At 33.2% G+C, this 20,345-nt stretch carries 15 protein-coding genes; 4 read left to right on the top strand and 11 right to left on the bottom strand.

The genetic code is table 11. The features are described from left to right. Positions 1-2: 2 nt before the first annotated feature. The 9 genes from uvrA to QWC74_RS10895 form a co-directional block, all read right to left on the bottom strand. The gene (gene uvrA / locus QWC74_RS10935; protein WP_006785183.1) at positions 3-2,837 is read right to left on the bottom strand and encodes an excinuclease ABC subunit UvrA; all 2,835 of its coding nucleotides are present in this window, start codon (positions 2,835-2,837) and stop codon (positions 3-5) included. A gap of 73 nt (positions 2,838-2,910) precedes the next feature. Further along, complete coding sequence (locus QWC74_RS10930; protein WP_006785182.1) at positions 2,911-4,782, bottom strand: HAMP domain-containing sensor histidine kinase; 1,872 nt, start codon at positions 4,780-4,782, stop codon at positions 2,911-2,913. A gap of 95 nt (positions 4,783-4,877) precedes the next feature. Continuing rightward, positions 4,878-6,059 (bottom strand): CamS family sex pheromone protein, encoded by a 1,182-nt coding sequence (locus tag QWC74_RS10925; RefSeq protein WP_006785181.1) that lies wholly within the window; start codon positions 6,057-6,059, stop codon positions 4,878-4,880. Positions 6,060-6,071: 12 nt separating this feature from the next. Next, positions 6,072-8,060, bottom strand: a complete 1,989-nt coding sequence (gene ligA / locus QWC74_RS10920) for an NAD-dependent DNA ligase LigA (RefSeq protein ID WP_040764069.1) — start codon at positions 8,058-8,060, stop codon at positions 6,072-6,074. A 55-nt stretch (positions 8,061-8,115) separates the two neighbouring features. After that, positions 8,116-10,341 (bottom strand): DNA helicase PcrA, encoded by a 2,226-nt coding sequence (gene pcrA, locus QWC74_RS10915; RefSeq protein ID WP_006785179.1) that lies wholly within the window; start codon positions 10,339-10,341, stop codon positions 8,116-8,118. Between the two features lie 901 nt (positions 10,342-11,242). Next, positions 11,243-12,895, bottom strand: a complete 1,653-nt coding sequence (locus QWC74_RS10910) for a glutamine--tRNA ligase/YqeY domain fusion protein (RefSeq protein ID WP_006785178.1) — start codon at positions 12,893-12,895, stop codon at positions 11,243-11,245. A 91-nt stretch (positions 12,896-12,986) separates the two neighbouring features. Further along, on the bottom strand, positions 12,987-13,646 hold the full coding sequence (locus tag QWC74_RS10905; protein ID WP_006785177.1) for a B3/4 domain-containing protein: 660 nt from the start codon (positions 13,644-13,646) through the stop codon (positions 12,987-12,989). A 67-nt stretch (positions 13,647-13,713) separates the two neighbouring features. After that, complete coding sequence (locus QWC74_RS10900) at positions 13,714-14,079, bottom strand: hypothetical protein (RefSeq protein WP_006785176.1); 366 nt, start codon at positions 14,077-14,079, stop codon at positions 13,714-13,716. 407 nt (positions 14,080-14,486) lie between these two features. Beyond that, the gene (locus QWC74_RS10895; protein WP_237701279.1) at positions 14,487-16,718 is read right to left on the bottom strand and encodes an Ig-like domain-containing protein; all 2,232 of its coding nucleotides are present in this window, start codon (positions 16,716-16,718) and stop codon (positions 14,487-14,489) included. Positions 16,719-16,868: 150 nt separating this feature from the next. On the opposite strand from QWC74_RS10895, the gene QWC74_RS10890 reads away from it, so the two are divergent. The 4 genes from QWC74_RS10890 (at position 16,869) to QWC74_RS14855 (ending at position 18,785) form a co-directional block, all read left to right on the top strand. Continuing rightward, a complete protein-coding gene (locus tag QWC74_RS10890) occupies positions 16,869-17,507 on the top strand; it encodes a VanZ family protein (RefSeq protein WP_006785174.1) in 639 nt (212 codons plus the stop codon). Between the two features lie 103 nt (positions 17,508-17,610). Further along, complete coding sequence (locus QWC74_RS10885; RefSeq protein ID WP_006785173.1) at positions 17,611-17,784, top strand: transposase; 174 nt, start codon at positions 17,611-17,613, stop codon at positions 17,782-17,784. Positions 17,785-18,029: 245 nt separating this feature from the next. Beyond that, entirely contained in the window at positions 18,030-18,146 is a 117-nt protein-coding gene (locus QWC74_RS14860; protein ID WP_081448241.1) for an IS3 family transposase, read from the top strand. Positions 18,147-18,161: 15 nt separating this feature from the next. After that, positions 18,162-18,785 (top strand): DDE-type integrase/transposase/recombinase, encoded by a 624-nt coding sequence (locus tag QWC74_RS14855; RefSeq protein WP_081448240.1) that lies wholly within the window; start codon positions 18,162-18,164, stop codon positions 18,783-18,785. 109 nt (positions 18,786-18,894) lie between these two features. Here QWC74_RS14855 and QWC74_RS10880 read toward each other — a convergent pair whose 3' ends face one another. Next, positions 18,895-19,527, bottom strand: coding sequence for an IS110 family transposase (locus tag QWC74_RS10880; RefSeq protein WP_006785171.1), 633 nt, complete (start codon positions 19,525-19,527; stop codon positions 18,895-18,897). Positions 19,528-19,539: 12 nt separating this feature from the next. Continuing rightward, the gene (locus QWC74_RS10875; protein ID WP_081448239.1) at positions 19,540-19,995 is read right to left on the bottom strand and encodes a transposase; all 456 of its coding nucleotides are present in this window, start codon (positions 19,993-19,995) and stop codon (positions 19,540-19,542) included. Positions 19,996-20,345: the final 350 nt, after the last annotated feature.

Below are 20,345 nucleotides of genomic sequence, written 5' to 3'. Positions count from 1 at the left end.
TTCTATCTATTTTGTCTTAGACGATCTCGCTCTAAAACTTTTTTCAAATACTTACCGGTATAAGACCCCTCTACATTAGCAACTTCTTCTGGCGTTCCTTTAGCAACAATCGTTCCTCCACGATTACCACCTTCAGGACCTAAATCAATAATATAATCTGCCATCTTAATCACATCTAAATTATGTTCAATAATAACAATAGTAGCTCCTTCATCAACCATTCTCTCAAGAACCTTTAATAATCGTCTGACATCATCTACATGTAATCCGGTTGTTGGTTCATCCAATATATATACCGTTTTATCTGTTATACGACGATGAAGCTCTGATGCTAATTTAACACGTTGTGCTTCTCCTCCTGATAAAGTAGAGGCTGGTTGTCCTAATTGTAAATATCCTAATCCAACATCGCATAAGGTTTTCAATTTACGAGCAATTTTGGGATGATGTTCAAAGAAATGATACGCATCTTCGACTGTCATCTCTAAAACATCGGCAATATTTTTCCCTCGATACGTGACACTCAAAGTTTCACGATTATATCGTTTACCATGACAAACTTCACAAGGAACATAAACATCTGGCAAGAAGTGCATCTCAATTTTTAGTAAACCATCGCCACGACAGGCTTCACAACGGCCACCTTTCACATTAAAAGAGAAACGTCCTTTTTGATAACCTCGAACTTTTGCTTCATTTGTTGCCGCAAATAAATCTCGAATATCATCAAACACACCCGTATACGTTGCTGGATTAGAACGTGGCGTTCTCCCAATAGGAGATTGATCAATATCAATAATTTTTTCAATAAATTCGAGTCCTTTTATCTCTTTATGAGCGCCAGGCTTATCTTTCATACGATATAATTTTGTCGCAATTGATTTATATAAGATATCATTAATTAACGTTGATTTCCCCGACCCTGATACTCCAGTTACAACATTCATAACACCCATTGGAATTGAAAGGTTAATATTTTTTAAATTATTTTCAGAAGCACCTTTGACTTCAATAAAATTCCCATTTCCTTTTCGACGTTCTTTTGGAAGGAAAATCTGTTTCTTTCCACTTAAGTATTGTCCTGTAATAGATTTATCATTCTTCATCACTTCATCAGGGGTACCTGCGGCTACAATCTCTCCACCATGAATCCCTGCACCAGGACCAATATCGATTAAATAATCGCATGCCATCATTGTATCTTCGTCATGTTCAACCACAATTAACGTATTTCCCAAATCTCGCATCGATTTTAATGTTTCAATTAAACGGTCATTATCACGCTGATGTAATCCGATTGAAGGTTCATCTAACACGTATAAAACACCTGATAAACGTGAACCAATTTGCGTTGCCAAACGAATACGTTGTGCTTCTCCTCCTGATAATGATCCTGCTGAACGACTTAATGTTAAATAATCTAATCCAACATTAACTAAAAAGCTTAATCGTTCTGTAATCTCTTTCAAAATTAAATTTGCAATTAATCTATCTTTATCATTTAAATTTAAGTTTTCAATAAAATCTAATGCTTCTTGAATTGAAAGATCAGTAAAATCATTAATATTTTTTCCATCAATTAAAACAGATAAAGCTTGCTGCGATAAACGTTTACCCTGACACTTTTTACATTTTAATTCAGACATAAAGCCTTCAATCCATTCGCGCATAAATGATGAATTAGTTTCCATATAGCGACGTTCTAGATTATTAACAACACCTTCATAAGTATCAAATTTTTCTTGCTTTATCCCACTCTCAGATTCTAATAAAAAATGAATCGGTTCTGTCGTTCCATATAAAATAATTTGTTTTTCTTTATCTGTTAACTCTTCGAATGGTTTATCCAAATCAATTCCATAATGGCGACAAACGTTATCTAGCATTTTACGGGCATAATTTTCTTCCTTTTCCCATCCTCGAATAGCACCTTGTGCGATTGATAATTTTGGATCTGGAATTAATAAGTCCACATCAATTTTTTTCTGAACACCAAGACCACTACATTCTGGACATGCTCCAAATGGGGAGTTAAATGAAAACATACGAGGCTCTAATTCACCAACAGAGAAATCACAATAAGGACAAGAAAAGTGTTCACTAAATACTAACTCTTCTTCTCCTATCACATCGATTAATACTTTTCCTGCTCCAAGTTTTAAAGCAGTCTCTAATGAATCTGCCAAACGAGCACTTGAATCTGGTTTTATTGCAATACGATCAACAACGACTTCAATTGTGTGCTTTTTATTTTTATTTAACTCGATTTCATCATCTAAATCTCTCATTTCACCATCAACACGGACGCGAACATAACCATCTTTTTTTAACTGTTCAAACACTTTAACATGTGTTCCTTTTTTACCTACAATCATGGGAGCTAAAATTTGCATTCTTGTACGTTCTGGGTATTCATATAGACGATCAACCATTTGTTCAACTGATTGAGCTTTAATTTCTACACCATGAACGGGACACACAGGTTTTCCAATACGAGCAAATAGTAGGCGCAAATAATCATAAATTTCTGTAACTGTTCCTACTGTTGAACGAGGATTACGATTTGTTGTTTTTTGATCAATCGAAATAGCTGGAGATAATCCCTCAATAGAGTCTACATCTGGCTTTTCCATATTGCCTAAAAACTGACGGGCATAAGCCGATAAACTTTCCACATATCGGCGTTGACCTTCTGCGTAAATCGTTTCAAAGGCAAGTGATGATTTACCAGAACCTGATAAACCAGTTAAAACAACTAACTGATTACGTGGAATTTCAACATCTATATTTTTCAAGTTTTGTTCTCTAGCACCTTTTACGATAATTTTATCATTCATGATGAGATTCACCTCATTCTTTCTATATCTAAACAAAAATGTTTTTCATAATTTTTAAAACCATATTCAGCATTTAATCTTCGATAATGATTGGAATTTTTGATAAAGGTAAAAACAGTGTAAATGTTGAACCAACATTCACTTTACTCTCTACAATCAGATTCCCTCCCATTACTTCAGCTAATCGTTTTGAAATACTTAATCCAAGCCCTGTACCACCAAACTGTCTAGAAATAGAGTTATTTTCTTGTGTAAAGGAATCAAAAATAGAATTTAACTTATTTTCAGCAATTCCTTTCCCAGTATCTTTAACTCGTATACTCAAGTAAACTTCATTTTCTGTTTGATAATCTAAATCAAAACTAACTTCTATTTTGCCATGCTCTGTGAATTTTAAAGCATTTGACATCAAATTAATAATAATTTGTTTAATCCTTGCTTCATCACCATATAAAACAGAAGGAATTTGTTCATCGATATTTACGACATAATCAAGACTTTTCTTACTCGTATTAATAATAAATAATTCTTCAATCACATGTGCCGTGTGGAATAAGTCGATTGTATCAATTTCTAATTTCACCTTTCCATCCTCTATTACAGAGAAGTCTAATAATTCATCGACTTGTTTTAATAATAAATCACTTGAATGATCAATTATTTCAATTTGTCTTAACTGTTTTGGATTATCAATACTTAATTTTAATAACTGAATATATCCTTTTATCGCATTTAATGGTGTTTTCAATTCATGTGATACTTTTGCTAAGAAATGTGTCTTAGCCTGATTAGCAACTAATGCTTTTTTCCAAGCATACTCAAGTTCCTGACTTTGATTATCTTTTACGGCTAATAAACGTTCATTCTCTAAATAAGCATTTCTAATTCTTACAAATGAAAAACGCCAACTCGAGTTAATACCAGGTGGAATTGTATAATCTCCTTCTCCACATCGTCTTACATAGTCAACTAATAAATAACAAGGTCTAATGATCACGATAAAAAGTAAATAGGATACAAATAAGAATGAAATAATCAATAAAATAGTACTAAACTCAAATAAACTAATCGTTTGACTTAATACCATTTCCTGTAGTTCAGCTGTTGAATAAAAATGAACCATTTTAACAATTTCATCTGCTGGACTAAAGCGACTCACATAATACCCCTTATTTGTTAACTCTCTGATAACTAGCTCGATATTATCGGTAGATAACTCTTCAACCATCTCTAAATCAGCACTATCACTTTGAATATAAACATTATTTCCGATGTAATAAATAATATTATCCATTGTCGAAATTAGCGGAATATCTACATAATGAGCCAAATACTCTAACATGATATATCCAATAGGATTTCCCTTGTAGTGGATTTCTTTATAAGTCCTTCCAAGACGTTGATTATCCTTGTCAATCTCTAATATAGTCACACCATTTGTCAACTCTATTTTATCTATATAATCAATCGTCTTTAACTCATCTTCTAATTGATATGAATTAGAATAAGGTACTAATTCAAAATCGCAAAGATTATATTGTTCCATATACATTTCCTGTAAATCTGACAAAATAATATCCAACTGTTTAAAGGTTTGGAGATAAGCTAATCTTAACACGTTATCGTCTGTTAAAATTTTTGTATTAGATTCTTCTATTTCTTGCAAGATCATATTAATCTGATAATCTGGCAAAGTTTGATATACCTGATACGAACTCTCATAAAACCCCTCAATTACACTTCCAACTGACAATGTTAAATTCGTATATTTGGTTAAGGTATCATTAATTTCCTCACCAATAGTATTTAAGTTACGATCGATTTCTAATAATTTCTGTGAATAACTTTTTTCATAATTTAAATAAAAATTGACACAAAAAGCACAAACTACGACGACGAACAAAGCCCAAAAAGTCATAGTCAAGCGCCAAATTAATCGTTTCATTTCATCCCTCTATTTCATTTACTCAATCTCTCTAATAGAAATAAAAATAAAATTCTCATTTTATGAATTAGTATACATTCTTCTGTTAGATCTTCTTACTCCCAATTAATTAAATTTACGTCTATATCTTTTTCATTAGCATTACGGGTTAAAATTCCGAAAATTTCTTCAGTTGAACGCACTACGACTGTAATATCATAATAATTAGAGAATGTCTCATTCATTAACTGTGCTAACAACTGATGGAATGATAGCTTTTCAGCTAATCCATAAAAATCAATATTGACAGTAATCTCTAAATTATCTAGCTTATTATCAACATAATGAGCGACTCCGATTACTCCATAATAGTGAGGATAATATTCTTTGATTGTATCTTTGAACTTGACAAACTGTTCAGATAATTCATAATCAATTTCTTGAATTTTACTATCTGGTAATAAATAGTATTGTTCATTAACACTATCCCAGTTTTTAATTTTACTTGAGCCTGATGAAACTAATGTTTTAGCTACCATACGCCCTGGAACGACTGCACTTTGTTCTTGTAGAACATACAATCCGACCATGATATCAACATTTTCAAAACCTTCTTGAGTTCTCAAAATATCAATGGCATGTTGAGCAATCTCTTTTCCTTTTGCAATTAGTTCTTCTTCTTCTAGGACAACGGTTTGTGTATATCCTAATTCTTCATTTTTCCATGTTTGATAAGGATTTAACGCCAGTCCAATTGAAACACCTTTTAACGTTGTTTGATCACCCTCGAGTACAACATAATCTTGTTCTAGTAAATATGATAAATAAACAGGATTTATGGTCAGACCATTAATTTCAATTGTCTCATCAGTTGAAGGATTTAAGCCTAAATCAACATATTCATCATCTTCAGCTAACGCTTGCTCTAACTCTGCTTGCGTTTTTTTCTTTGCTAACATTTGTTTCACAACAGGTTTTGTTAAATACTGTCCCTCTTGGAAATAAACTTCATTCGTATTGAAATAAGACTGAGAATAACGCATTAACGAAAGCTCCATCTCTTCAATATCATATTTATTAGCTAAATAAGAGTAAACTAATCCACGAGTTGGACTTGAAACATATGGAATAATCGTACGATAGTACTGTTCTGTCGCATCATTAGATAATGTTTGTTTGGTTGGAGCCACTTGCGAAATATTCTCCTCTTGTACTGCTGGAACTGGAGGTTTTGAACAGGCAACTAATAGTATACTAAGTACAAAAACACTTAAAAATCTTAAATAAATTTTTTTCATTTTTAGCCCCTCCTACTCATTCATCATCGATAAAAACGTTGCTTCATCTAATACTGTCACGCCTAATTGCTGCGCTTTGGTTAATTTAGAACCACTTTTTGCTCCAGCGATTAAATAGTCTGTATTAGAACTAATACTTCCTGAAACTTTCGCCCCAAGCGATTCTAATTTAATGCCTGCTTCTTTTCTCGATAACGTTTCAAGTGTTCCAGTTAATACGACTGTTTTCCCAAAGAATACGTGCTCTGTATTAGCATCAGCTAAACGGGCCCCTTTATATGACATATTTAATCCTAGTTCTTTTAACTGATCAATTAATTCAACATTAGCCGTTTGAGAGAAATAATGAACGATACTATTTGCAATAACATCTCCGACCTCTGCTACTACTTTAAAGTCATCAAATTTTGCATCCATTAACGAATCCATATTTTCAAACTGAGTTGCTAGAACCTTAGCTGTCTTACTTCCAACATGACGAATTCCAAGTCCAAATAATAATTTCTCTAAACTATTTTCTTTACTTGCTTCAATTGCATTTAATAGATTCGTTGCTTTTTTATCTCCCATACGTTCAAGAGGCAATAATTGCTCTTTTGTTAGGCGATAAATGTCTGCAACATTTTCAATTAATTTATGTTCAAATAACTGCTCGACTACTTTGATTCCAAGTCCATCAATATTCATCGCATCACGAGAAACAAAATGACTTAAACTTTCAACAATTCGCGCAGGACAATCAATATTTAAACAATAATAATCGGCTTCACCTGCTTCACGAACTAATTCACTAGAACAACGTGGACAAGTTGAAATCATTTCAAATGGTATTTCATCGCCATTACGCGCATCAATGACTGGCTTTACAACCTCAGGAATAATTTCTCCTGCTTTTCGAATAATGACACGGTCATTAATACGTATATCTCGTGATGTCACATAATCTTCATTATGTAACGTTGCACGAGAAACTCGAGTTCCCGCTACACGAACCGGTTCTAACACAGCATTAGGCGTTACCATTCCTGTACGACCAACCGTAAATATAATATCCGTTAAAATGGTTTCAACTTCTTCAGCTGGGAACTTATAGGCAATCGCCCAACGTGGACTCTTCACTGTGTTTCCTAACTTATCTTGTTCCTGTAATTGATTCACTTTAATTACAATTCCATCAATTTCATATGGTAAATCAAAACGCGCATTTGTCCAACGGTTAATGTACTCTAAGACTTCATCAATATTTTCGCAGACTTGACGATTTGGATTTACATTAAAACCAAGTTCAGAAATTTTTTGTAAGCTCTCCTCATGTGTTGTACAACCTAAATCAGCCGCACTCGGAACCGCGTAACAAAACATTGCTAAGTTTCGTTTTGCCGCAATACGTGAATCTAATTGACGAAGCGAACCTGCGGCTGCATTACGAGGATTTGCAAATAACTCTTCTCCTTTAGCAGCACGTTCTTCATTTAACTTCTCAAGCGTCGCTTTTGACATATAAACTTCACCACGTACTTCAAGCGGTTGATTATTATTGATATGAAGAGGAATTGTTTTGATTGTTTTTAAGTTTTCCGAAATATCCTCTCCAATGACCCCATCCCCACGTGTTGCCCCTTTAACAAAGGCTCCATTATTATAATGTAGCGTCACGGCTAATCCATCGATTTTCAATTCACAAACATATGTTGCTTTTGGCGATACTTTTTTAACTCGTGTATCAAAATCACGTAAGTCACCCTCATTAAAAGCATTTGAAAGAGATAACATCGGTTTTTCATGTTCAATTTTATTAAATCCTTCTAGAACCTTTCCTCCAACACGAACCGTTGGAGAGGTATTAGACTTAAGTTCAGGATGCTTTTCTTCAAGTTCCATTAATTCCTGCATTAAACGATCGTATTCACGATCGCTAACACTCGGTTTATCTAATACATAATATTCATGGTTATACTGTGTTAAAAGCTTTGTTAACTCTTCAATTCGAAGTTTTTCCATGACTAATCCTCCGTTACTCATATTTACTCTTCTTTATATGTTTAATCATGACTCATTAAGAACGTTTTTTCAAAGCAGGATGTGATCCCATCAACTTTTTAATGCCGTGCGGAGCACTAAAAGCAATTGAAACGACTTCTCCTTTAACTCCTACGACAACGCCTTCACCGAATGATTCATGTTCCACTTTATCGCCACTATTCCAAGAGGCATTATTGTTTAAGCTAATAGTTTTAATGTTACGCTTCGGCTCTTCTTTTTTAGGCTCTAATACTTCACTTAAACTAAATGAAGGACGTGGGCGTGATTGAACACCTGTTTTATTTAAATACTCTTCACTAATTTCACGAATAAACATTGACTCTGGATTCGCTGTACGATTTCCATACTGATATCGACTTTGTGCGTTTGTAATAATTAAAATATCTTCCGCACGCGTAATCGCCACATAAGCTAATCGACGCTCCTCCTCTAATTCATCGGCTCCTTCTTCAATCGCAGAACGTAGTGGGAAGACGCCATCTTCAAATCCGCAAAGGAAAACAACAGGGAACTCAAGACCCTTTGCAGCATGAATGGTCATAAGTGTTACTTTTGATTCATTTGATTCTTCTTCCGTTTCAACATCCGTTTGTAACATTAAATCATTTAATAAAATCGTTAATTTAACTGATGTTGGTAAATCTTCAGCACGTTCTTCACTTTCTTCTTCAGCTAAAATTAAATCTAATTCTTGCTCCTCAAAGTGACCTGCCATCGATTTAAACTCTTCTAAGTTATCAATACGGCTATCTGCTTCAATTGTTTTTTCATCTTTTAACATTTGTAAATAACCTGTACGCTCAAGAACCATATCAATTAATTCAACCATTGAATACGTGTCCATTTCCATACGCATCATATAAATCATTGTTTTAAAATCCATCATTTTATTTAATGTTGCTTTAGGAATAACACCTGTTGCATCTTGGATACTTGCCATACATGATAGTTCAGACTCAGCTGCAAAAACTTTAAGTTTATCCACAGACGTTGCCCCAATTCCACGCTTTGGTTCATTAACGACGCGTGCAAATGATAAATCATCATCAGGATTTAAAATTAATCGCAGATAGGCCATTAAATCTTTAATCTCTTTACGTTTGAAGAAACTTTGTCCACCAACTAAACGATAAGGAATATTTTGACGAAGTAGCGCCTGTTCAATCGCACGTGATTGAGAGTTTGTTCGATATAATACAGCAAACTCATGGTATTCATGTGCATCTCGGTGCATATAAGAGATTTTGTCTGCTACATAAGTCGCTTCTACATCACCATCTGTTGCACGGTAATATTCAATAACATCACCAACACCACGATCAGACCATAATTTTTTATCACGACGTCCACTATTATTTTTAATAACATCATTAGCTGCGTTTAAAATCATTTGTTTTGAACGATAGTTTTGCTCAAGTAGAACAACTGTTGCATCAGGATAATCATGTTCAAATGATAAAATATTTTCAATATTCGCTCCACGCCAACTATAAATTGACTGATCAGAGTCTCCTACAACGCAAATATTTCTAAACTTTTTAGCTAACATCTTAACGATGGTATATTGAGCATTATTTGTATCTTGATACTCATCGATATGGATATATTGGAATTTGTTTTGATAGAATGCTAAAACTTCAGGCTCTCTTTCAAATAAATGAACAGTTAACATTAATAAATCATCAAAGTCAACACGGTTATTTTTAAATAATACTTGTTGATATTTTTCATAAACACGAATAACATCTTCATTTTCAAATTCCTTACGTAAATCACGAGGTGTTTTTAGTTCATTCTTCGCATTACTAATTTGATTTAAAAAGTATTTAGGCGACTGGCGTTTTGGATCTAAGTTTAATTCTTCCATAACTGTTTTAATGACACTTAATTGATCTGTATCATCTAAAATTCCAAAGTTTAAATCATATCCAATTAAATCGATATCGCGACGTAAAATACGTACACACATCGAGTGGAATGTTGAAATCCAAACATCTTTTCCACGATCACCAATTAGTTTTTCCACACGCTCTTTCATTTCACGTGCAGCTTTATTCGTAAACGTAATTGCTAAAATATTATACGGAGCTACTAATTTTTCAGACATTAAATAAGCAATACGATGCGTTAAAACACGTGTCTTTCCTGAACCAGCTCCTGCCATAACAAGTAATGGACCTTCAGTTGTCTCAATTGCCTGTTTTTGCTGTGGATTCATATTCTGTAATAAATGATTCATCATTTCACCTCTATATTCAAACATATAATTTTTTAACATTTTTATACTCAGTCTTAGCTTTCATAGTAAGACGTCCTATAGTCTAAGGGATTTAAGTGTGTGATAACACATTCCCCAACTGCTAGGAATAAATTCCCTACATCAAAGAATGATCCTCCGTTAGTAAGCAGAAGTAAAAATTTTTTAACCTTCTAAAAATTATTTAGTCTTATATATAAAAATTTCAATTATTTCATATTTAAAGACATTCTGTTTTATTATAACAATTTTAGCTATCAAATTAAACAAACAAATGTTCAAGTTCAGCCATTTTTTGAGAATAAATTTAGAAAAGAGACATATTTATTATTTTACAGTTATTTCAGATTCCTTATTCAACTTTTGATAAATTAGATTCACATCCAAACATTGATAAATTTATACTTATTTAAATTTAAAAAAAACACTTATTTTATACGTGATCTTAACTTTTAAAACTCGTATTTCCTATAAACTTCCCCCCTAATAAAAAAGCTCAACTAGAATAATGCAAATCTTAGAATTGACGACACGAATTCTAAGATTTTAGACCTCGACCAAATGCTAATTCCCCTGACCATTAAGTAGTAGATTATCTTCGACAATCATTGAGGAACCTCTACAGTTTTATTCACCCTCTGTGTTTTTCATACACATCATTAAAGATAAAGATTAATACTTCACATAATGGGCCCTCCCCATCAGTGATTAAGCACTTTAGAAAAAAAACCACGTTCAATGAACGTGGCCTTATATAAACTTAGCTGTGGGCTTCGATACCTGTCCAACAATAGAGACTTCGTCTAAAAGAAAACACGCTCATGTAGAGCGTGTTTTCTATATAAAAAGCTTAATTACAGGCGGTAAGTCCACTGCCACAGCTTTATAATTTAAAACTTGATTTTAATGATACGATTCGGTTGAATGATAGTTTTCCGTCTTTTGTGCGGATTGGATCCACGTTGAAGTATCCATGGCGGAAGAATTGGAATTTGTCGTGTCCTTTTACATCTTTCATGTTTTCTTCTACGAATCCTTGTACGATTTTTTCAGAGTTTTTATTGATGCGCTCTAAGAATGGTAATCCTTCTGTTTCTTCATTTTCGATTAATAATGGTTCGTATAAATGGAAGTCTGCTGGGATGTTGTGTGTTGCATCTACCCAGTGAATTGTTCCTTTTACTTTACGTCCTGTGAATCCTGATCCTGATTTTGTTTCTGGATCATATGTCGCATGAATTTCAGTGATATTACCTTCTTCGTCTTTAATCACATCTGTACACTTGATGAAGTAAGCGTGTTTTAAACGAACCTCATTTCCAGGGAATAAACGGAAGTATTTAGGAACTGGATTTTCCATGAAGTCTTCTTGTTCAATATAAATTTCACGAGAGAATGGAATTTTACGCATTCCCATTTCAGGAACTTCTGGATTAATCTCAGCGTCTAGATATTCAACTTGTCCTTCTGGATAGTTTGTAATTACAACTTTTAAAGGTTTTAACACTGCCATTGTACGAGGCGCTTTTAATTTTAAATCTTCACGGATGAAGTGTTCTAACATTTGTGGATCAATTGTACTAACCGCTTTAGATAATCCCGCTTCTTGAATGAAGTTGGTAATAGCTTCTGCTGTATATCCACGACGACGAAGTCCTGCAACTGTTGGCATACGTGGATCATCCCATCCACAAACAATCCCTTCATCAACTAATTGTTTTAAATAACGTTTTGACATGATTGTATTTTTCATGTTTAAACGAGCGAATTCAATTTGGCGAGGTTTAGCTTCTGTTTCGCAATTTTCAATTACCCAATCATAAAGTGGACGGTGATCCTCATATTCTAATGAACATAAAGAGTGAGTAATTCCTTCAAATGCATCTTCAAGTGGATGAGCATAGTCATACATTGGGTAAATGCACCACTTATTACCTGTATTATGATGCTCTGTATGTAAAATACGATATAAAGCAGGGTCACGTAAGTTCATATTAGGTGAAGCCATATCAATTTTTGCACGAAGTACACGAGAACCATCTGGATAAAGACCATTTTTCATATTTTCAAATAACTCTAGATTCTCTTCTACTGTACGATTACGGTATGGAGATTCAACTCCTGGTTGAGTTAATGTTCCACGATTTTCACGCATTTGTTCAGGAGTTTGATCATCAACGTAAGCTTTACCTTTTTTGATTAAATCGATTGCATGTTCATACATTTTATCAAAAGTATCAGAAGCGAATAATAATTGGTTATACTCTACACCTAACCATTTAATATCGTTAATAATTCCTTGAACATATTCTTCATCTTCTTTTACAGGATTTGTATCATCAAAACGAAGGTTCATTTTTCCGCCAAATTCTTTAGCTAATAAATAATTTGTTAAAATCGCTTTCGCATGTCCGATATGTAAGTAACCATTTGGTTCTGGTGGGAAACGTGTAATAATCTCTTTATGTTTACCACTTTCTAAATCCTCTTTCATAATCGTCTTAATGAAGTTTGAATTTTCATTGACCATTTCCATAAAAACACCTCGCTAAGATTCAAAAATTTCCTTTTTATAAAATAAAAATCCATTTCTAGATTATATCATAAGTCTACTTTAGATAGTATCATTATTCCACTAAATCCATTGATAAATTCATCATTTCGCCATACTTAGTAAATAAATCCTGTGCCAACTTCGCATCTTCTTCCAATCCATCAGTTCCATTAAACGATGTAATAAATAATAAAATCTTTTTCGTCTCTTCCGTAATACGAGTTCTTGGCGTATCAGATGTCGGAGTCCCAAAAGGTCCTATCTCATCACAATAGACTGGAATATTTTCGATATTAATTTGGCCACGGCCAATCCCTTCGTAAGCCTCATCTTTTCCTATACGAATCAGCACATCTCCTTGAATTTTATCAAGGTCAAGAACTGCGACACTTCTTTGAGTTTTAACAGATAAAACATTTCCGATATCAACTGCATTATTTACAAAATATAGACCACTTCCTTTAATTAAACGGCGAAGAAGTGCTTCAGTTGATAAACGATAACGTGATGGGTCCTTACCTAATGCCTTATACCCACTACGAGCTGCAGCAATACGTGGTTCTTTTAATAACGTTTCAAGAGTTAATCGATTCATCACGTCTTTTTCCATCTCTAACATTTCATTCTTTAATGCGTCATCTGTTGGTTTAACCGTCATTTCAAATGACATAACCGCTAAACAATATCCCGGAACTTTTTCTTTTAATTGTTGATCTATTTTAATTGTAGTCATGATTTCTCCTCCAAGTTGTCATAATACTTATTATATAACTAAAAAAAGATAGTTTTAAACTATCTTCTTAATTTTTATTAATAGAATCAGCTTCCTTTTGACGAAGTTCATTTTCCATCAAAGCATAAGCTACTGCCAATTCTTTAAGTTTTTGCTCTCGTTCTTTTTCAATACAATATTGTTGAACATACAGTATCATTCCAAACGAAATAATGATTAAGACACTTAGATTAATGATATCCATAAAGGGTTGCTTCATCCCATCAATATAATATTGATTAGAAGATAGAACATAATAAACAACTAAAAATAAAGCATACCACTTCATCCAATTAAATAAATTAGATGGATTAATTTGTGTCACACGAATTTTATTCACAAAAAATAAAAACAAAATTAAAATAGATAAAATCAAAAATACAATAACGACCATAAACATAGCTCCCTCAAATGAGTTTTCCACTTTATGATTCCCAATTAATCTCTATTTTATCCCCATTTTTTTAAAAATCTTCGCTGTGTTAGACAATTTTGTTGGTGGGTAAAAATGCTTAATAGCAATGATTTTAACTAAGAATTTTTAAAGGTGATCTTTGCTTTAAGCGAATGAAGTATTAAAAACAACATTTTCGTCTAACAGAGCCAAAATCTTAAATCTTCCATAGGGATTAATGTTTGTTATAATTTTTTATTCTATATACAAACAGAAATATATTTCACTATTATAAATGAGTCTCAGTACTGAAATCTTTTTGATCCTTAGGTGTCACTATAGTCCAGTTAAAAGTTTTCCAAGTGTGAAAAACTTATCTGGACTTATATTGGTCGCTTTTCAATATATTATTCTTTAATTTGAATCTTGATTTCACTCTTAACCCCACTATCATCACTTAACAACGTTATTGTCACATCCCCAGGTGATACGCCTTGTACAAATCCATTTTGATCAACTGTAGCAACCTGATCATCACTAGAAATCCACATGACCTGTTGATTACTTGCATTGCTTGGTGTCACTCCGAATTCTAACTGCATCGTTTTTCCAACTTTTAAAGCTTTGCTATGATTTAAAATTTCCACTGATTCTACAGGAATGCTAACACGAATATCAAAACTTCTAATAATCTCTCCATCGTGTAAAATACTAACCTGTACAAGTCCTGGATTCAAAGCAGTGATAGAGCTTGGCCCAATTTCTATCACCCCATCAATCGAACAATCAATTTCAACTGCCTCAAAATGATATCCTAAACTTTCTAAAGCTGAACGAATTGGAAGAGAGTCACCGATTCCTAAATTTAAATAAGTCAAAATTTGAGTGGGATTATTGATAGTGGTCTCATTCACTAATAAAAGATCATTACTATCCACATATCCTGCGCTATCTTTAAATACATAGTTTGAATTAATCAAAGCTTGCTGCGTACTAGGTTCAATCGCCATGTCACTTTGAATTTTCAGTAATTCATCACCTCTCTCTAACACTAGGAAAGGATAATTAGAAATCGGTAAATTACTTTTACCGTTGGCTGTTAAGTACACCGTCTTATCGTCGTCCGATAAAACTGGAATCATTTCATTATCCAGCTTAATAGCAAGTTGATAGTAATTATAATCTTTGCCACCTAGCGCTTTATCCATACGATAATACCAACCTGCAATTTTTTCACCCCAATACGGATCAGAAGCATACTTCACATTCATACCACTTGCCTTGTTTCCAACATGGGCACCAAAATATCTAAAATCATCAAGCGCATCTGTGTATCCCCAAGACATATAACGCTGCGCGTGATAATAGACTCCATTTCGTACACTCGTGAACATCGTTGCATTTCCATAAGGATTGTTATCCGTTGCATTCATTCCAAACGTATTATTCTTTTCAATTGAAATCTTACTTCGACCTTGACCACTTTCATGAAGCGCCATTGAAAATTCAAGACCACCATTGATTCCAAACTCTTCTTGGGCTGCAATAAAACTTTCACCCTCACCAACTAACTGACTTTCGTTAGTATTTGCAGGATAGCTAGTCGGTTTTAACGTATAACCAAGTTCATTTAAATAGATATTTAACTCATCAAAGCTATAATTAGTTTTTGAACGATAAGGTAGATACTGAAAATAATTATAATAAGGATCATCCAAATTCAAAGCATACTGCTTATCAGCTGTAATCTTAGTCCAATCATCATAAAAATAGTTGCCATCATAACTATAATACTTCTGATTCTCAACCATAAAATCAGGTGCTTTCCCAATAATGACTGATGACGAGGCTAATTCATCACGCACATCCTTAGAAATATGATGAACTAAGTCCTCCCCCATCACTTCATAATAAGAAACGTTTTGAACCTGATTGCTAGGAACAATATTTACCCACGTTTCGCTACCACTTGGTGCATCATACAGCACATGTCTTGAAATCCATCCATCATATCCAGACATATAAACCTGGAAATCATCCTGTGATTCATCAAGCAAAAAAGCATCATCAATATAACACGCATTAATATAAGTATCTTGCTTAGCATTCGAACCAGCACGACTTTTTAAATTATGATTCGCACCACAAGACGTCGTTTTAAACTGAATAATAGCAGGAGTAAATGACATCACAATCATTCCATCATTTAAAACAACCGGAACATCCTCAAACACTAAGTTTCCCACACGTTCCTTAACCTGCTTCGCTTCATCAAACGTTTCAACACAAGCAACATGTTCAAATGTTCCATCAGACCTAGACATTGCAACCTCATAAAAATAAGGATCACAATAAGTACTCACCGTTTTCATACGAGTGGTTTCTTTTGCACTACTAGAGACTGTATTAATACTGTAATAATAATACGGACTAAATAAATCCATCAAAGATTCAAGAGAAAATAACTGATCAATTACCTGATGATAATTGGTTAATCCGCTAGGCGTATAACTTTCAAGTCTTTTTACTACTTCATCTACTGTTAAGTTAGGCTGATAATTAGTTTCTGCTAAAATTTCATCCTGATCCTTCAATATACTAAAAACCAATATCAACCCTATAATGAATATTTTTTTCATCATCCCGCTCCTAAAACAATATATTATTCTTTTATTATAGCAGCTTTAACTAATTTCATTAGTCTAAATAATATTTAATTATCAAATTTTAGCAAATTATTCCGACCATTATTGTATAATTAAAGAGATTTATTAGGGGAGGAATACTTAATGAAAAGAGACAAATTAAAAAAGTTGTTACTTGTATTCGTTGGAATCATTTTAGTTTTTAGCGTAATGCGCTTAATCTTCAATTTATCAGCTCAAAGTGGATCTCAATCAGGCTCATTATCAAATAGCCTCTATTTATTTTTAAGGAGATTTGAATTTTTAGGTCAATTACTTCATTATTGGGATCAACTTGTTATCAAAGTTTTATATATGTTGAATCTAGAAGAGTTATATCCCCTTTTATTTTCAACCTATAGTAATTGGAATGTCATTATTCGAAAATGGGCCCACTTTGGAATTTATATGAGTCTTGGGATTGCTTCTATGGGAGTCTTCACTTATGCATTTAACTTCTATAAAGCATTTATCATTACTCTTTATGTAGGAGCATTTTTCTCCTTCACAGATGAAGTTCACCAATTATTTGTAGATGGACGTTCAGGGCAAATTAGTGACTTTGGAATAGATGTTTTAGGATTAGTCACAGGAATCACGTTTTGTCTAGGAATCTATATGATGGTGTGTTTTTTTAGATTTATTAGAATCCTCATTCATAACTATAGAGAAAAATCTCTGAAAAATAACAATGAATTCGCTTTAGAAAAACATTTTACTTTGGATGATTTTGAAACACCTTAACATCTTATCTTCGAATTCATTCTTAAACTTTGGTGCTAGTATAGTTTTATGGACACACTTAAGTTAAGTCGTTACAATAGACTTAATAAAAGGATGTGTATGTATGAAAAAATATAATGCTGAATTTAAATCTATGGTTGTTGAACTTTATAAAACTGGACGGAGAGTCTTAGAACTTAGTCGTGAATATGGTTTATCAGAGGTCACTATCTATAAATGGATTAAACAAATTTCTCCTATTACCTCAATAGATGAGACTGGCATCACACTTGAGTAGATTAAGCGTATGAAACAAGAGATGTTACGTCTACAAGAGGAAAATGAAATCTTAAAAAAGGCTATGACCATATTGGCGAGAAAGTAACTCAATCTGAATTATGTCAGTTTATTAATCAACATCATCAAGAACATGATATTAAGTAACCTTTTGAGATCTTAAGTGTCCCAAGAAGCATTTATTATCAATAGAAGTATCAAACTGGATCTAAGTGAAAACGTGAAAATCACCAACTACTTGAATGAATTAAGAAGATTTATTTTGAAAGTAGCCGTCGATATGGTCCTATTAGAGTACACCGTCAATTGATTAAAGAAGGATTCTCTGTTAGCTTGAAACGTGTTCAGAGATTAATGAAATAAAGCGGTTTAGCTTCGATTATTCAAAAGAAATATCCCCCGTATAAACAAGCTAAGGAATTTGGTTTACAACGTCATAACATTCTAGAACAGGATTGTTCGACGACTTCAATTAATCAAAAATGGGTATCCGATATTACTTATATTTACGTCCACAAAGAAGGTTGGTGCTACTTAGCTTCAGTAATGGATTTACATTCAAAGAAAATTATTGGTTATCATTTTTCTAAGCAAATGACAAAAGACCTTATTGTTCAAGGTTTAAAGAATGCTTATTTTTCTCAAAGACCCAAAGACAAGGTTATACTTCATACTGATTTAGGGACACAGTATACCAACCAAGACTTTAAAAACTTAACTTTTTTGTGTCCAAAATATTTACCTAGATCCACTTTACTAAGATTTTATATATTTATAGTAAATTACTTTAAAGTAATTTATAATGATGGCAGGAAAATAGAGACGACGAACACTATCAAAATTTTATCAAAACCATTTATAACATTCTCTTATAAATCTAATTTGGCAGAAGTTATTAATCATACTCAAACTATTATTATAGAAGATGAGCTTCTTAATTTAACATTTATATTACTGACTAAGCAATACCTTTTTTCATGTAACAAAAACTTGCTAACATAAATCAAGTGTAAAATGATAAAAATTTATTTTAGATTAATCAAAATATTGGGTACGACGAAAAGACACTATCTTAGTGTCTTTTATTGGATATAAATAGAAAAAATGATTTCTACGCCCGATAGACTTCTATGACTCGAGCGTAATAAATTCTTAAAAATTTATTCAGTCCTGCAATCTTTACTAACTTCTTATTTTTACCTTCTGCTTCTTTTTTGAGCATATCTTCATAAACGGCATTATCTTCTTTTGGTTTCGATGATTTTACAGCCATCATCACTTCATAACCACACTTCCTCAAACTTCTCGAACCTCGTTTAGAGATGTGGCGATTCATTGCTTCGAATTGTCCTGATTGATAAGGTGGTGCATCAATCCCTGCATAAGCAATTAAACTTTTTGAATTTTTAAATCGTCTCACATCACCTATTTCTGCGATTAAACGTGGTGCTAACTTATCGCCGACACCTTTCATTTTTTTAATGATTTCGTATTCAGGAAGTTCTTTCGTTAACTCATCCATTTGTGTTATAATACTGTCAGTCGCTTGTTCTGTTGAACGAAGTAGACTGACGCAGTGTTTAACCGAGAGGGCTGCAACCTTTTGACTCGGTTCAAACGTGACGCACTCATGAGCAAGTCGATAGACTTTCTGTGCGATCTGGGCCCCTTTACGGTGTCCTTTTTTTATGGCCATTTTAATAAACTGATTCGAAAACTTCTTTTCACTAACCTGTCGAACCATTGAAGCACAAGGTTATAACTCATAGAAATCTAATAATAGCCCAAAATAATGACCTTTTAGAATTTTCTCAAGTCCTGGAAAACTAAGTTCTATTAAATTAGATAACTGAACTTTTAATTTAATCTTACTCGCCATAAATGAATTATATTCTCTCGATAAAAACTGTAAATCTTGATAGATCTGATCAGCCTTTGAATGCTCCTGTAAAAGCCACCACTTTTCTGTTCCATAACGAGAAATTTTTAGCGCATCTTTTCGATCTGTTTTTCCTTTTCGAATTTCAGCATCAAAATATTTTTTTATCAATAAGGGATTTGCAACATGTACAAAATAACCCTGTTTTTGAAGCTCGTTGACTAATCCTAAATGATAGATGCCAGTCGCCTCCATAATGAATCGAACTTGTTCTTTAGGATAATCTTTAATTAACTCAAGCAAGTTCTGAATTTCATTTTGTGAATGTTCAATATCGAAAGGTGTCTATAAGATTTTACCCATGACATTGATCATAGCCACTGTACTTTTTCGTTTAGATACATCAATTCCAATTGAAATCATTCATCCACTTCTCCTCTCCTTACTTTTTTATGATAGGTTCCCATCTCTGTTCATTCTTCTCATTTTGGTTCGTTACACGGCAGCTTAGTACCAACTTGCTTAATCGAATGTTAAATGAATAGAGTGGGGTAACACTTTTTGTTGCGGATGTTAAAACCCTAAAAGAGCTCCGTTACCCCATCACCTATTAATCATAAAAAATAAAGGTTCTATAATATTTGGTGTTGCTGATTAAGCAGCACTTTTTTCATGGCATCAAA

This window comes from uncultured Turicibacter sp., assembly GCF_938044715.1.
In the GTDB taxonomy this organism is placed as follows: Bacteria; Bacillota_I; Bacilli_A; order MOL361; family Turicibacteraceae; genus Turicibacter; species Turicibacter sanguinis.
Note: the sequence above shows the minus strand (reverse complement) of the source record. Positions and strands in the feature narration are given on the sequence as shown.

Excerpts from the sequence above, each read along its gene's own strand:
- QWC74_RS10880 (WP_006785171.1), bottom strand. The coding sequence starts at position 19,527 with ATGGTTCGACAGGTTAGTGAAAAGAAGTTTTCGAATCAGTTTATTAAA.
- QWC74_RS10930 (WP_006785182.1), bottom strand. The coding sequence starts at position 4,782 with ATGAAACGATTAATTTGGCGCTTGACTATGACTTTTTGGGCTTTGTTC.
- QWC74_RS10895 (WP_237701279.1), bottom strand. The coding sequence starts at position 16,718 with ATGAAAAAAATATTCATTATAGGGTTGATATTGGTTTTTAGTATATTG.
- QWC74_RS10890 (WP_006785174.1), top strand. The coding sequence starts at position 16,869 with ATGAAAAGAGACAAATTAAAAAAGTTGTTACTTGTATTCGTTGGAATC.
- QWC74_RS10905 (WP_006785177.1), bottom strand. The coding sequence starts at position 13,646 with ATGACTACAATTAAAATAGATCAACAATTAAAAGAAAAAGTTCCGGGA.
- QWC74_RS10885 (WP_006785173.1), top strand. The coding sequence starts at position 17,611 with ATGAAAAAATATAATGCTGAATTTAAATCTATGGTTGTTGAACTTTAT.
- uvrA (WP_006785183.1), bottom strand. The coding sequence starts at position 2,837 with ATGAATGATAAAATTATCGTAAAAGGTGCTAGAGAACAAAACTTGAAA.
- QWC74_RS10910 (WP_006785178.1), bottom strand. The coding sequence starts at position 12,895 with ATGGAAATGGTCAATGAAAATTCAAACTTCATTAAGACGATTATGAAA.
- QWC74_RS10925 (WP_006785181.1), bottom strand. The coding sequence starts at position 6,059 with ATGAAAAAAATTTATTTAAGATTTTTAAGTGTTTTTGTACTTAGTATA.
- pcrA (WP_006785179.1), bottom strand. The coding sequence starts at position 10,341 with ATGAATCATTTATTACAGAATATGAATCCACAGCAAAAACAGGCAATT.
- QWC74_RS10900 (WP_006785176.1), bottom strand. The coding sequence starts at position 14,079 with ATGGTCGTTATTGTATTTTTGATTTTATCTATTTTAATTTTGTTTTTA.
- ligA (WP_040764069.1), bottom strand. The coding sequence starts at position 8,060 with ATGGAAAAACTTCGAATTGAAGAGTTAACAAAGCTTTTAACACAGTAT.